Below are 12,545 nucleotides of genomic sequence, written 5' to 3'. Positions count from 1 at the left end.
AGAGATGGTTATCGGATAGGTGGTACCATTAAATTGAAGGATTAAGAGAGGGGCATATTAATATGCAATCATTTAAGGCTGGAAAATATATTACATATGTTGCAGTTGTGATACTTCTTATATTTTCTATGTTATTGCCATATAGCCTACCTAAAAAGATTGCTCTTATTATTTTTGTTTTAATTTTAGGAGCCATTTCCTTGGGAGCGAATAAAGTAGTAGGACGAATATATAAAAAATTTAAACAAAAATAAAGTTTGGTATAAGGGAGGAGTAATCCAATAATAATACGGAATTCACTTGAAGTTTTGTTGCAAGAAAAAAATTTTTCAGCAATTTAATTATTCATAGGATTTACTTCAAATGTTGTTTTAGAATCCATTTTCAAATTTTTAATGAAAATGGATTAGAACTATTACAGATGCTTAAAAAAGGAGAAATAAACAAATGAAACTATTACCAATTGGAACAGTCGTTAAAATAGAAGATATAGAACAAATTGTAATGATTATTGGAAGAATGGTCATATCAGCAGATAAACGTGATTTTGATTATGTGGGTGTTCCTTACCCAATAGGCTATCTAGGGGATGAAAAAGTATTATGTTTTAATCACGATAAGATTGTAGAGGAAATGCATAGAGGGTATATGACTGAGAGTGAAATAGTTCTACGCGAGAAATTATTAGAATTATAGACTAGTTGGAAAATACGATAGGGGAAAATAAGATGGGGAAAATAATGAGAACCCTTGTAATCATTGGCATACTTATCCCGCCGATACTGCTGTGGAGTGTTCCGGATACTCCTCTAAATGATAAACTATTGTTTACAGGTATACAACTAACTGTTGGATTCATCGCAGTAGTAGCGTTAGAGATTATATTTAAAAATCGAAAAAAGAAGAGGGCAAAATAGAGATAGATTGTATGGAATAACAGCTGAAAATATGTAACGTGTATTATTAATCGTTTTACTTGGGAGGTGACCTACTGGTTGCCTCTTTTAACGTTATGCTTATAGTTTTATCTGAAAAAGAAAAAAGGAGCAATCAAGCATGTTTAAACAAGGGCGTATTTTAATGTGTACTTTTACCGCAGTGCTATTTTTTCTTCCTTCTTCTTTCTATAGCCAATGGGAAAAAAGGTTTTAACAGCTATTGTTGCTCTAATTATTGGTGGAGTAGGTATTGGAATTTCCTATTTATTAGAAAATTTCAGTAGCAAGTCGAAAAATATATCTAAATAAGAAAAGAGAATAACGATAAAGCGTTCCTAATTGGTTCAGTTGAAAAGATAAAAGATTTAAATTGTTTTTTTATGTTATAGAAATTAACAAGCGTTAACAAGTAAATGCGTAGTATATCATATAGTAACGGCAAGCGGAGTACATGTGAATAGATATTAGTTAAGAAGAGGCTACTTATAATAGGCAGCCTCTCCTGCGTGTATTATGCATTATTATCGATACATAGTCCACATCCCAATATCTTTAAACCCTAATCGTTTGTAAATACGTCCAGCAGCTGGATTGTTATAAAACAAACAAAGCGTTCGGCCTTCTTTCGTAAAGTCTTGAATCATTTTTTGCAATATGAGTGAAGCATATCCATTTCCGCGATAATTTGGGTGTGTACATACACCAACTACCATAGCGGATAATGAATTTTCAGCGGAAGTAGAGGCGGATGCAATAATAGCACCGTCTTTTTCAATATAATATGTGCGTCCTGTATTTGTTTTGAGAGCTTGTCTTAATATTTTCTCTGATTCATTAGCAACTGGAAATTCAGCAATGTTACCTCGCAATTGCATAATTCGCTCTACATCATCTAGTGTGGCAAGTTTAATTGTTTCTTGGATAGGCGTGCTAGGTAAGTTGTTGTCATTTAGACATTCGCAAAAATACATTTCATTTTTGGCGCCTAATTGTAGACTTGGAGAAGTTTCAAATCTTTCTACAATAGTTGACTTGCCAGAGAGTTTAAGCGGTTTATATGCGGAAAGAAGTGCCTCATAATCTAGGGTAACAAAGTCTTCTTTACTATATGGTATAAATGAATCGTGGAATCGGAGTAGAATTGATTTTAATGTCCCATTCTCTTTAAATACTCCCCATAATTCTTGGAAATCTGTGTCATAACCGAAAGCTTCAATATCTCCAATAATAAACAAGTTAATGGCTGCTTCTTCTTTTAGATAAGCGAATACTTGTTCATGATCTTTCTTTGTTAATTTTCGCATCATAAAGAATCGACCTCTTTTTTTATTTTTCTAAATATTACAACTTAAGTTTTTTGAAATCAATATAAAATTTTATGTTTAGTTCACAAACTTTCGGAAAAACTAGGAAAGATATGACAAAGGAGGTTATGAACGGTGGATCATCCAATTCAAGGGTTAATGAAAGCAGCAATGGAAAATTTAAAAGAAATGGTTGATGTAAATACGATTGTTGGAGAGCCTGTTCAAACGGCTGACGGTGGTGTGGTGTTAACGGTTTCTAAAGTAGCGTTCGGTTTTGGAGCAGGAGGTTCTGATTTCCAAACGAATGATGGACAAAGAGCGAACGGTAACCCTGCATTTGGTGGCGGTAGCGCGGGTGGTGTTTCGATTACACCAGTAGCATTTCTTGTGGTGAATAAAGATGGAGTAAATATTCTTCATTTACAAAATGCGACACATTTAGCAGAAAAAATGATTGAATTAGCTCCACAAACAATTGATAAAATTCAATCGATGTTCCAAAAAGAAGAAAAGAAAGAGGGAAATCATCATCCTCAAAACCCTGATGAAATCCTTTAAAAACGCCTGCTTATGAGCAGGCGTTTTTTCTTGTAATCACTATGTAATAAAACACATGAAATTGTAAATAGTTTTTGAAGTTTTTTCTATGTTTCTAAAATTTTTCATGTTAAAATATGCTATAGAATTGAAACATATAAAACGAAGGTGGCTAGGTGCTTTGTCTGGAGGATCTGACCAAGTAAAGAATATGATATATATTAATGGTAATCGTCGAGGTCATTGTTTTATTACATCAGGAATTACGTTTAAAGAGTTTGCGAGTAACATCCCTTCACCGCTTCATCAAGTGTTGCTTTTGAAGCACAACTTTGAATGGACGGATTTTCATTATCATACTTTATTTGAATATGTTGAGGAAGAAAATATACATAAGTTAATTCAAGCAGAGATTGATGAATTTGATGAATTTTGTTGGGTAGATTTTGATGATGCAAGCGATTTAGATGAATTAGAGCCGAAAGAAATTGCAGAATTATTATATTTGGCTCACAAAAAAGAACCACTTGCAAGAACATTCTTTCCGTTACTGAAAAATAGATTTGTTTATTTTTCACATGATGACGGATGGTACAACAAAGTGTATTATCGTAGAATTGCCGATTTTGTAGGAATGTTAAGTAAAGTCATTCCGTATAAACTCGGTGCTTTCGGTAAGAAACGTTTTTCTTTCTTCCAAAAATCAAAAATTTTCCCGGCAATTTCAAAAGAATTGATTATGGGACTTATTCCACTAATGGAAGATGGTCTTTACATAGATCTAGCAGGGAAGATTGAGTCAAGAAGAGGTCTTGAAATTCCGGTATATGTAGTTGGTTCGTATGAAAGTACGGATGAGGTGCTAGATAATATCGATGAATTGAAAGAGGAAGCAACAGAAACAGGTTGGCTCATTTTTGATAAGAAAGAACAAGAGTGGCAATGGGTTGTTGACTAAGAAAACTTGGCGCATGAAGTCAAGTTTTCTTGTCATTTGAAAGGAGTACAAATGAAGAAATATTATACAATTGTGGGTATTGTAAGTATTATTCTCGTGGCAATATTACTTATAACTTGTCCGAAAGAATCAGATTTTAAAGTGTATGTAGAGGATAAGTATGCGTTGAATTGTAATGAGAGTAGTTTTGAATGCACGCAAAATGTAGATGGTAAAAAAGAAAAACTACAATTTGAAAGTACAGATGCACGAAATGGTGTATTCTTTATGACTGTAAAGCAAACATTTAAAACAGAAGCTGGTGTTTCAAAAGAATATAGCGGAGTAGGAATGTTTGGTACATTTCTTTTTGTTTCAGAGAAGACTTTCTAGTAATAGAAGGTCTTTTTTTTATGCTTATGTTCATATAGATGAAGTAAGACAAGCATAGGAGGGATAGCGATGAAGAACACATGTATCGTTTGCGGTGGTGAGGAGTTTTTTTCCTCAACATTATATGCACGTACGAAACAAGATTGGGCATATGCACCAAACATGTATCGGTTTGAAAAAGTATTTATTGAGCATAGGGATGAAGAAAATTATCCAGTGTTTCAAGAAATTACAGCGAAACATTGTTGTGGATGCGGTCATATTATGTTGTATCATGAATGAACACACCAAGTATAACTTGGTGTGTTTTTTTAAAACGCTGACAAAGCAAGCGGATAAAGTAAAGTAAATAAAACAGAAAAACTACCAAAACCAATTGCTGTATATCCAAGTGTTCTTGCTCCGAAATTGACAGCTAATAGGCCAACTAAAATTGCTAGGGAGCCGAGCGTAACTGGATAAAAAGCAATGGAGAATAACGAAAGAAATAAAGCGACATAGCCTACCATTGCGCCGGTATTTGTACCTTCTATCTCATTTGCAATTTCTTTACGCTTATGTCTAATTGGAATGCCAGCTGGTGATATTTCAGCAGCATACTCTTCGTTTTTTTCACCACTTTTAAAATGATGATTTCTCTTTCTTCGCATGTACATCCCTCTCTTTCAATTGGGTGTATCTATAGTATCTTTCATAAAGAGAAGAACATGAGTATGAGTTAAACCCAAGTAAAGCAAAAATTGGAGAATACGTATTCCATCGTTAACATATCCATTTCCTATTGAAGATAAAGTGCGGGATTTTTTCCATCACGACTGATTATCAGCCAGCAACAATTGGATTTTTATGAGCAGTTCTCTCCCATTAACTGGTCCGCATCCATTGAATTCTGAGGTAGGTGTCTTACTGCAAGCAGGATAAAACAGGAATTTTGGAAAATGATGTAGAATGAAATGAATGATAATACGTGAAGGTAGGGGAATGTATGACAACATTTAATTGGCATGAATCAGCAGAGAAGAAATGGGATAGTAGTGCGGAGTTTTGGAATAAAAATAGTCAGGAAATGTGGGATAGCGGGAGTAGGAGCACAATTATTCCGTTTTTTGAACAATACGTAAAGAAAGAAGCACAAGTGCTCGATGTTGGTTGTGGTGATGGGTACGGTACATATAAATTAAGTAGCGCAGGCTATAAAGCAGTGGGAGTAGATTTATCGGAAGTGATGATTCAAAAAGGTAAGGAGCGCGGAGAAGGACCAAATTTATCTTTTATAAAAGGAGATCTTTCTGCATTACCATTTGAAAATGAGCAATTTGAATCAATTATGGCAATTAATTCTTTAGAATGGACGGAAGAGCCATTACGAGCGTTAAATGAAATAAAGCGTGTGTTAAAGAAAGATGGATATGCATGTATTGCAATTTTAGGACCGACAGCAAAGCCACGAGAGAACAGTTATCCTCGCTTGTATGGAAAAGACGTTGTTTGTAATACGATGATGCCTTGGGAATTTGAACAGTTAGCGAAAGAACAAGGTTTTAAAGTTATAGATGGCATCGGCGTATATAAGCGCGGAGTAAATGAGAAGATGTTAGGTCAACTACCTACAGAGTTACAACAATCGTTAACATTCTTATGGGTATTTATGTTAAAAAACGTATAAAGAAATGAAAGAATTTTTAGGAGGTAAATAAGTGCAGAAAATACAAAAAACTGATACAATATCATCAGAACCAATTAAAGGGGGACTAGGGTATATGACAACTACTACAACAGTGAAATCCGATATTGAAATCGCACAAGAAGCGAGTATGAAGAAGATTCAAGAAATTGCAGCTGATTTAAATATTTTAGAAGATGAATTAGAGCCATACGGGCATTATAAAGGTAAGTTATCTCTTGATATTTTTAAGCGCTTACAAGATGAGAAAGACGGTAAAGTTGTTTTAGTAACAGCAATTAACCCAACTCCAGCTGGAGAAGGTAAATCAACAGTAACAGTTGGTTTAGGTCAAGCTTTTAACAAAATTGGTAAGAAAACAGTAATTGCACTTCGTGAACCATCTCTTGGACCGACGATGGGATTAAAAGGTGGAGCAGCAGGTGGCGGTTTTTCACAAGTCGTACCAATGGAAGACATTAACCTTCACTTTACTGGAGATATCCATGCGATCACAACTGCCAATAACGCATTAGCAGCGTTTATTGATAATCATATCCAACAAGGAAACACACTTGGAATTGATACGCGTAAAATTGTTTGGAAACGCTGTGTTGACTTAAATGATCGTGCCCTTCGTAACGTAGTAATTGGTCTTGGTGGACCTGTACAAGGTGTACCACGTGAAGACGGTTTTGACATTACAGTCGCATCTGAAATTATGGCCGTATTCTGCCTTGCAACAGATATTCAAGACTTAAAAGCGCGTCTATCTCGCATCGTAGTTGCTTATAACTTTGCAAATCAACCTGTAACGGTTAAAGATTTAGGTGTAGAAGGTGCGTTAACGCTATTATTAAAAGACGCATTAAAACCAAACTTAGTACAAACATTAGAAAATACACCAGCTATTATTCATGGCGGACCATTTGCGAATATTGCTCACGGTTGTAACAGTGTTATCGCTACGACAATGGCAGCAAAATTAGGTGATTATGTTATTACAGAAGCTGGATTTGGTGCTGATTTAGGCGCTGAGAAGTTTTTAGATATTAAAGCTCGTGCAGCTGGCATTAAACCAGAAGCAGTTGTTATTGTTGCGACGATTCGTGCGCTTAAAATGCATGGTGGCGTAGCAAAAGATCAATTAAAAGAAGAAAATGTAGATGCATTAGCAAAAGGTATGGAAAACTTACAGAAGCATGTTGAAACAATTCAAAGCTTTGGTGTGCCTTTCGTAATTGCAATTAATAAATTCATTACAGATACAGATGCAGAAGTTACATACTTACAAGAGTGGTGTAATGAGCGTGGCTATGCAGTATCCTTAACAGAAGTTTGGGAGAAGGGTGGCCAAGGCGGAGTTGACCTTGCTGAAAAAGTACTAAAAGAAATCGAAAAAGGTGAAAACAACTACGCACCACTTTATGAATTAGAATTACCATTAGAAGAAAAAATTCGTACAATTGCTCAAAAAGTGTATGGCGCAAAAGATATTGAATTTGCTCCGAAAGCACGTAAGCAATTAGCTCAATATGAAGGAGAAGGTTGGAGTAACCTACCAGTTTGTATGGCGAAAACACAATACTCTCTTTCTGACGATGCAACAAAATTAGGTCGTCCATCTGACTTTATCGTTACAATTCGTGAGTTAAAACCATCTATCGGTGCAGGCTTTATCGTTGCGTTAACAGGTACAATGTTAACAATGCCAGGTCTTCCAAAACAACCAGCAGCACTTCAAATGGATGTAAATGAAGATGGAAAAGCAGTAGGTTTATTCTAAAAGGTTGTAATTCATCTCGTTTATCTGTAAACTATATATACATCAAGTGGCGCCTTTCCATCGAAAGGCGCCTGTTTTTTGGAGGAAATTATGTTTGATCCAACTGCTTTTGACAATTTAAAAGTAATCGTAGAAGGTGCTGTGTATGATTTTGATCTACATGGAGATATTCTTGTAACAGATCGAAAAGATATGATGGACCTTGCCTCATTAAGTCGTATATATCATATCTCATTTCAATTAACAGAACCGTTCGAACCATTAGTAGAAGCAACATTTTCATTATCTGTGGATGCAAAGAACTTGTCTGGTGAAATACTAGAAGTGCCTCAGTTTACACCAGGTTGTGAAATGAAGCTAGCATTTTCATTCCCGTTAGAACAACCAGAAGTAGGATGCGAAGAAATTGAAACTTTAATGCGTTCTATATGGGGAAAAGAAAGAATGATTATGCAGAAAGTTTCATACGAATATAATAAGCAAGCGATTTCATATCATAATAAGGTAGAGGTTCTATTTCAAAAAGCGATTACAGAAGACCATGTTGATGATTTAATAGCTGTTATTTCACACATGATAGAAACGGTGCGAACAATACAGCATTTTCTTCAAAAATAGAGATAAAGGAGAAAAACAAATGATAAAAGATATGCAACCATTTTTAGAAGAAGCTTGGGAGAAGGCTGGTTTTAAAGAATTAACTGAAATTCAAAAACAAGCGATTCCAACTATTTTAGAAGGACAAGACGTTATAGCTGAATCTCCAACTGGAACAGGAAAAACATTAGCGTACTTATTACCCCTTTTACATAAAATTAATCCTGAAGTAAAACAGCCACAAGTTGTTATTTTAGCTCCAACGCGTGAACTTGTAATGCAAATTCATGAAGAGGTTCAAAAATTTACAGCAGGAACTGAAATTTCAGGTGCATCTTTAATTGGTGGTGCAGATATTAAGCGCCAAGTTGAAAAATTAAAGAAACACCCAAGAGTAATTGTCGGTTCACCAGGCCGTATCTTAGAATTAATTCGTATGAAAAAGCTAAAAATGCATGAAGTAAAAACAATTGTATTTGATGAGTTTGATCAAATTGTAAAGCAAAAAATGATGGGTGCAGTGCAAGATGTAATTAAATCAACGATGCGCGATCGTCAATTAGTATTCTTCTCGGCGACAATGACAAAAGCGGCAGAAGATGCGGCACGTGATTTAGCAGTTGAACCACAATTAGTACGTGTAACACGTGCAGAATCAAAAAGCTTAGTTGAGCATACGTATATCATTTGTGAGCGACGCGAAAAAAATGATTACGTAAGAAGAATTATGCATATGGGCGATGTAAAAGCAGTTGCTTTCTTAAACGATCCATTCCGTTTAGATGAAATTACTCAGAAATTGAAATTCCGTAAAATGAAAGCAGCGGCTCTTCATGCAGAAGCAAGTAAACAAGAGCGTGAAGCAACGATGCGTGCTTTCCGCGGTGGAAAATTAGAAATCCTACTTGCTACTGATATTGCAGCACGCGGTATTGATATTGATGATTTAACACATGTAATTCACTTAGAATTACCAGACACAGTAGACCAATACATTCACCGCTCAGGACGTACTGGACGTATGGGTAAAGAAGGAACTGTCGTATCTCTTGTAACTCCACAAGAAGAGCGCAAATTACTACAATTTGCGAAAAAACTAGGCATCGTATTTACGAAGCAAGAAATGTTCAAAGGAACATTTGTAGAATCGAAGCCACCAGCACCTAAGAAAAAGAAACCAGCATTTACTGGGAAGAAAAAGCCTAGATAAATAATGGGGAAGGCGTAACTATTTGTAGTTACGTCTTTTTTATTTGCAATTGAATAATACAAGGAGTTTTATTAATGATTATTGAAATGTATCTATTATCACTTTTTTAATCAACATATGTACAAGGAAGTAATATAAAAAAAGTCGAATATTAAACTGATGCGAAATGATAAAAAGAAGGTTCATATATGGATAGGAAATTAGGAATGTTTTTGAATACGAAACATATTGAAGTAAACGAAGGAATACAAAAAGCAAGGGAATGGGATTTAGAATATATTCAATTATATGCTATGAATAAAAACTTCAACTTAGCTAATATTCCAGTGGTAGAATGGACTGCTTTAAAGAAAAGCTTATCTTTTAATGGGATAAAGATTCCATCATTAGCAATTAGTTTTGGAGAAAATGGAATTACAGGAACAGAAGCTGACAGTGCAATAAATCAGATTAAATATATTACTGACAGAGGTTTGGAGCTGGGAGCAAAGATAATAACAGCTCATATTGGGAAAGTTCCAGATGATGAAAAAAGTGAGTGCTATGATAAAATGATACGGGTTTGTTATGAGATAGGAGAATTAGCATTCAAATTTGGGGGAGTCTTTGCTATTGAGACAGGATCTGAAAAAGCAATAGTATTAAAACGATTTTTAGAAAATGCAAACTCGAAAGGACTAGCTGTTAACTTTGACCTAGCAAATTTAATAAGTGATGTAAATGAAAATCTGTTAGAAGGTTTATTACTATTAAAAGATTATATAGTACAAACTCATATTAAAGATTGTAAAGAAGTGAAAAGTAATAGTTCAAGTAAGTATATAGAAGTAGCAGTAGGAAATGGTGAAGTGGATTTCGATATATTCTTCAAAGTATTAGATGAAATTGGATTCGACGGATATAACATGATTGAAAGAAACAATTATTTTGACGAACTGGATGGGATGAGTCAGTCGATAAATTTTGCAAAGAAGTACATACCAACTCAAAAGGAATAACGATACCAGCTGTAGAAAGCTACATAGAATGTAAAAAAACAATAGGAGGAATAGAAATGATTCATAAAGTAGGACAAATTATGTTATATGTAAATAATCAAGATGAGGCAGTAAATTTTTGGACGGAAAAGGTAGGGTTTCATGTAGTTGCGGAGGAAGATAACAAGCAAGGAATGAGATGGATTGAAATTGCTCCAACTAACGGTGCTGAAACGAGCATTATATTACATAATAAAGAAGTTATTTCGAAAATGAGCCCAGAATTAAATCTTGGTACACCGTCCTTAATGTTCTTCTCAGAAAATCTGGATCAATTATATGCAGGTTTAAAAAATAAAAATGTTACTGTTGGAGAAATGGTAACTATGCCTTCTGGTAAAGTGTTTAACTTTGCTGATAGTGAAGGGAATTATTTTGCGGTTATGGAGAAGAATCAATAATAATATTGCTATGTGAAAATCCCCCTCAAATATATTGAGGGGGATTAAATCTTTGAAGTGGATTTTTCATGAGAGAGTTGTGTAATAAAAAATACACCTTTTTCAATAGCGGTTTCAATGTAACCGACAATTTGATTAAACGTAAACACCTGTAAGTCTTCATGCAAATGTTGCTCAGGATACAACATATCTTCAAAAAGATACTTTCGAAAAGCTAAAACGTTTTCTTTAGAAACCTCTTCAATATCCACAATGTGAGCCTCTTGATTGAGAAGAGAGAAGAGCTGTTGTTCTTGATCGTAATGATGAAGCAACTTTGCATTTAACAGTTTAAAATCGTTATAGTACAGGGGTGCGATGGTTTCGTCATTCTCTATTCTATTTTTTAGCCATGGTAGAAAAAAGCCACTTAGCCAATTATCATCGGCAATGAGGTGGGTATAATAGCCTAAAATAAAGGGGGAATCTATATGTGCTTCGTATTTATGAAAGAATGAATCATAATCTATTCTTCTCGTATAGTTCTTCGTTGTACCAGCGTAAAAGTGTGAAGTTCCTTTTTCTTCTGCTGAATGAACCGCATCAGGGGCTACCCCTCCAAGTAAGAAAGAAGTTTTATCTTGAATACATAGTTTCTCAGCAATACCGTTAGCGATAATAACATGCATAATTCGTGATCCCATGAATGCCACCTCTGTTTCAAGTATTCATTTCAGGAAGAAGACTAAACAGTTAGTATTACTTTCCCTGTACTTTTTCTACTTTCGACCCATTCATGTGCTTTCCCTGCATCTTGAAGGGGAAAAGATTTTGTAGCTTTCATTTGCAAACTTCCGTCACGCAAATAACGGAAAACTTCATTTGCCGTTTCTTGGAGTAGTTCAGGACGTTTTTTCCGTGTAGTGCCAAAGCTAAAGCCTAGTATAGAGCGGCAACTTGCGTGTAAATCTTTCGTTTTGAAATTGCCAATTTTACCGCTTGCATTACCGAAATGAACGAGGCGACCGTAATAAGCTAGGCAGTTTAAACTTCTTTCAGAGACAGTTCCAGAAATAGAGTCCAAAATTATATTCACTCCTTCTCCGTTTGTCAGCTCATTGACTTTCTCTACAAAATCTTCATCTTGATGACAAATAACATAATCAGCTCCAGCATCTAAAGCGATTTCTTTTTTCGTTTCACTTCCGACAGTACCGATAACTGTTCCAGCCCCTAATCGTTTTGCAAGTTGAATCGCGGTAGTACCAATTCCGCCAGCAGCTGCATGAATCAGCACGGATTCATTTTGTTGAAGCCTTGCAACATTCACGAGTAAATTATAGCTTGTGAAAGATACGATCGGACAAGCAGCTGCGGTTTGAAAGTCGACTTCATGGGGTAAAACGAAAGTGAGATTTTCATTTGAAACAACGTACTCTGCGTAAGATCCATTTTGAGGAAAAGCAATGACACGCTGTCCAGGTTGAATATTTTTCACATGAGAACCGACGCGTTCTACAATACCAGTTGCATCTATACCTGGAATAAAAGGTAGTGCTTTATTTCCTTTTTTGCCACAACGTGATTTAATATCAGCGAAATTTACACTAGTAGCAACAACGCGAATTAAAACTTGATCTTCTGAAATAGCCGGTATATCCAAATCTGTATATTTCATCACTTCAGGACCACCGAACGACGTTACAACGATAGCTTTCATCATATATCCTCCTAAATTTGACTATATAAATCATTTTAAA

The 12,545-nt window shown here is 35.2% G+C and carries 17 protein-coding genes and 1 pseudogene; 14 read left to right on the top strand and 4 right to left on the bottom strand.

What is annotated here, in order from left to right; all coding sequences use genetic code 11:
- Nucleotides 1-62: 62 nt before the first annotated feature.
- From OXT04_RS10775 to OXT04_RS29780, 4 genes and pseudogenes are all read left to right on the top strand, one after another.
- Nucleotides 63-254 (top strand): hypothetical protein, encoded by a 192-nt coding sequence (locus OXT04_RS10775; protein WP_065228716.1) that lies wholly within the window; start codon nt 63-65, stop codon nt 252-254.
- Between the two features lie 193 nt (nt 255-447).
- Nucleotides 448-696 carry a DUF4176 domain-containing protein gene (locus OXT04_RS10770; RefSeq protein ID WP_000771614.1) on the top strand — a complete coding sequence of 83 codons (249 nt, stop codon included), beginning with the start codon at nt 448-450 and terminating at the stop codon, nt 694-696.
- A gap of 32 nt (nt 697-728) precedes the next feature.
- Complete coding sequence (locus tag OXT04_RS10765) at nt 729-917, top strand: hypothetical protein (protein ID WP_016512959.1); 189 nt, start codon at nt 729-731, stop codon at nt 915-917.
- Between the two features lie 139 nt (nt 918-1,056).
- Nucleotides 1,057-1,247 (top strand): annotated as a pseudogene (locus tag OXT04_RS29780) (hypothetical protein).
- 212 nt (nt 1,248-1,459) lie between these two features.
- Here the strand turns inward: OXT04_RS29780 and OXT04_RS10760 are convergent.
- The gene (locus OXT04_RS10760) at nt 1,460-2,245 is read right to left on the bottom strand and encodes a GNAT family N-acetyltransferase (protein WP_098250463.1); all 786 of its coding nucleotides are present in this window, start codon (nt 2,243-2,245) and stop codon (nt 1,460-1,462) included.
- A 132-nt stretch (nt 2,246-2,377) separates the two neighbouring features.
- On the opposite strand from OXT04_RS10760, the gene ytfJ reads away from it, so the two are divergent.
- The 4 genes from ytfJ (at nt 2,378) to OXT04_RS10740 (ending at nt 4,394) form a co-directional block, all read left to right on the top strand.
- Nucleotides 2,378-2,803 carry a GerW family sporulation protein gene (gene ytfJ / locus OXT04_RS10755; RefSeq protein WP_000349991.1) on the top strand — a complete coding sequence of 142 codons (426 nt, stop codon included), beginning with the start codon at nt 2,378-2,380 and terminating at the stop codon, nt 2,801-2,803.
- A 160-nt stretch (nt 2,804-2,963) separates the two neighbouring features.
- Complete coding sequence (locus tag OXT04_RS10750; RefSeq protein ID WP_000014087.1) at nt 2,964-3,740, top strand: oxalate:formate antiporter; 777 nt, start codon at nt 2,964-2,966, stop codon at nt 3,738-3,740.
- A gap of 51 nt (nt 3,741-3,791) precedes the next feature.
- Nucleotides 3,792-4,112 (top strand): hypothetical protein, encoded by a 321-nt coding sequence (locus tag OXT04_RS10745; protein WP_000761184.1) that lies wholly within the window; start codon nt 3,792-3,794, stop codon nt 4,110-4,112.
- Nucleotides 4,113-4,181: 69 nt separating this feature from the next.
- Nucleotides 4,182-4,394 (top strand): hypothetical protein, encoded by a 213-nt coding sequence (locus OXT04_RS10740; RefSeq protein WP_000798747.1) that lies wholly within the window; start codon nt 4,182-4,184, stop codon nt 4,392-4,394.
- A 29-nt stretch (nt 4,395-4,423) separates the two neighbouring features.
- Here OXT04_RS10740 and OXT04_RS10735 read toward each other — a convergent pair whose 3' ends face one another.
- Entirely contained in the window at nt 4,424-4,762 is a 339-nt protein-coding gene (locus tag OXT04_RS10735; protein ID WP_001253201.1) for a hypothetical protein, read from the bottom strand.
- Between the two features lie 335 nt (nt 4,763-5,097).
- Here OXT04_RS10735 and OXT04_RS10730 point away from each other — a divergent pair, with 335 nt between their 5' ends.
- The 6 genes from OXT04_RS10730 to OXT04_RS10705 all read left to right on the top strand — a co-directional run bounded on the left by OXT04_RS10730 (nt 5,098) and on the right by OXT04_RS10705 (nt 10,806).
- On the top strand, nt 5,098-5,778 hold the full coding sequence (locus OXT04_RS10730) for a class I SAM-dependent methyltransferase (RefSeq protein ID WP_000206577.1): 681 nt from the start codon (nt 5,098-5,100) through the stop codon (nt 5,776-5,778).
- 94 nt (nt 5,779-5,872) lie between these two features.
- Entirely contained in the window at nt 5,873-7,561 is a 1,689-nt protein-coding gene (locus OXT04_RS10725; protein WP_014482011.1) for a formate--tetrahydrofolate ligase, read from the top strand.
- 90 nt (nt 7,562-7,651) lie between these two features.
- Nucleotides 7,652-8,179 carry a hypothetical protein gene (locus OXT04_RS10720; protein ID WP_000460216.1) on the top strand — a complete coding sequence of 176 codons (528 nt, stop codon included), beginning with the start codon at nt 7,652-7,654 and terminating at the stop codon, nt 8,177-8,179.
- A gap of 19 nt (nt 8,180-8,198) precedes the next feature.
- Nucleotides 8,199-9,368 carry a DEAD/DEAH box helicase gene (locus OXT04_RS10715; RefSeq protein ID WP_267414374.1) on the top strand — a complete coding sequence of 390 codons (1,170 nt, stop codon included), beginning with the start codon at nt 8,199-8,201 and terminating at the stop codon, nt 9,366-9,368.
- Between the two features lie 188 nt (nt 9,369-9,556).
- Nucleotides 9,557-10,366: a sugar phosphate isomerase/epimerase family protein gene (locus OXT04_RS10710; RefSeq protein ID WP_267414372.1), complete on the top strand. Its 810-nt coding sequence runs from the start codon at nt 9,557-9,559 to the stop codon at nt 10,364-10,366.
- Nucleotides 10,367-10,422: 56 nt separating this feature from the next.
- A complete protein-coding gene (locus tag OXT04_RS10705) occupies nt 10,423-10,806 on the top strand; it encodes a VOC family protein (protein ID WP_000581475.1) in 384 nt (127 codons plus the stop codon).
- Nucleotides 10,807-10,850: 44 nt separating this feature from the next.
- On the opposite strand, the gene OXT04_RS10700 is transcribed toward OXT04_RS10705, so the two are convergent.
- Complete coding sequence (locus OXT04_RS10700; RefSeq protein ID WP_053564665.1) at nt 10,851-11,489, bottom strand: hypothetical protein; 639 nt, start codon at nt 11,487-11,489, stop codon at nt 10,851-10,853.
- Nucleotides 11,490-11,530: 41 nt separating this feature from the next.
- Nucleotides 11,531-12,505, bottom strand: coding sequence for a quinone oxidoreductase family protein (locus tag OXT04_RS10695; protein ID WP_098250464.1), 975 nt, complete (start codon nt 12,503-12,505; stop codon nt 11,531-11,533).
- Nucleotides 12,506-12,545 lie beyond the last annotated feature (40 nt).

Source organism: Bacillus sp. GC_Bacil_1 (assembly GCF_026540675.1).
Taxonomy (GTDB): Bacteria; Bacillota; Bacilli; order Bacillales; family Bacillaceae_G; genus Bacillus_A; species Bacillus_A cereus.
The sequence above is the reverse complement of the archived record's forward strand: the minus strand, read 5'-3'. Positions and strand labels throughout refer to the sequence as shown.

Excerpts from the sequence above, each read along its gene's own strand:
- OXT04_RS10775 (WP_065228716.1), top strand. The coding sequence starts at position 63 with ATGCAATCATTTAAGGCTGGAAAATATATTACATATGTTGCAGTTGTG.
- OXT04_RS10770 (WP_000771614.1), top strand. The coding sequence starts at position 448 with ATGAAACTATTACCAATTGGAACAGTCGTTAAAATAGAAGATATAGAA.
- OXT04_RS10765 (WP_016512959.1), top strand. The coding sequence starts at position 729 with ATGGGGAAAATAATGAGAACCCTTGTAATCATTGGCATACTTATCCCG.
- OXT04_RS10760 (WP_098250463.1), bottom strand. The coding sequence starts at position 2,245 with ATGATGCGAAAATTAACAAAGAAAGATCATGAACAAGTATTCGCTTAT.
- OXT04_RS10745 (WP_000761184.1), top strand. The coding sequence starts at position 3,792 with ATGAAGAAATATTATACAATTGTGGGTATTGTAAGTATTATTCTCGTG.
- OXT04_RS10740 (WP_000798747.1), top strand. The coding sequence starts at position 4,182 with ATGAAGAACACATGTATCGTTTGCGGTGGTGAGGAGTTTTTTTCCTCA.
- OXT04_RS10735 (WP_001253201.1), bottom strand. The coding sequence starts at position 4,762 with ATGCGAAGAAAGAGAAATCATCATTTTAAAAGTGGTGAAAAAAACGAA.
- OXT04_RS10730 (WP_000206577.1), top strand. The coding sequence starts at position 5,098 with ATGACAACATTTAATTGGCATGAATCAGCAGAGAAGAAATGGGATAGT.
- OXT04_RS10725 (WP_014482011.1), top strand. The coding sequence starts at position 5,873 with ATGACAACTACTACAACAGTGAAATCCGATATTGAAATCGCACAAGAA.
- OXT04_RS10720 (WP_000460216.1), top strand. The coding sequence starts at position 7,652 with ATGTTTGATCCAACTGCTTTTGACAATTTAAAAGTAATCGTAGAAGGT.
- OXT04_RS10715 (WP_267414374.1), top strand. The coding sequence starts at position 8,199 with ATGATAAAAGATATGCAACCATTTTTAGAAGAAGCTTGGGAGAAGGCT.
- OXT04_RS10710 (WP_267414372.1), top strand. The coding sequence starts at position 9,557 with ATGGATAGGAAATTAGGAATGTTTTTGAATACGAAACATATTGAAGTA.
- OXT04_RS10705 (WP_000581475.1), top strand. The coding sequence starts at position 10,423 with ATGATTCATAAAGTAGGACAAATTATGTTATATGTAAATAATCAAGAT.
- OXT04_RS10700 (WP_053564665.1), bottom strand. The coding sequence starts at position 11,489 with ATGGGATCACGAATTATGCATGTTATTATCGCTAACGGTATTGCTGAG.
- OXT04_RS10695 (WP_098250464.1), bottom strand. The coding sequence starts at position 12,505 with ATGAAAGCTATCGTTGTAACGTCGTTCGGTGGTCCTGAAGTGATGAAA.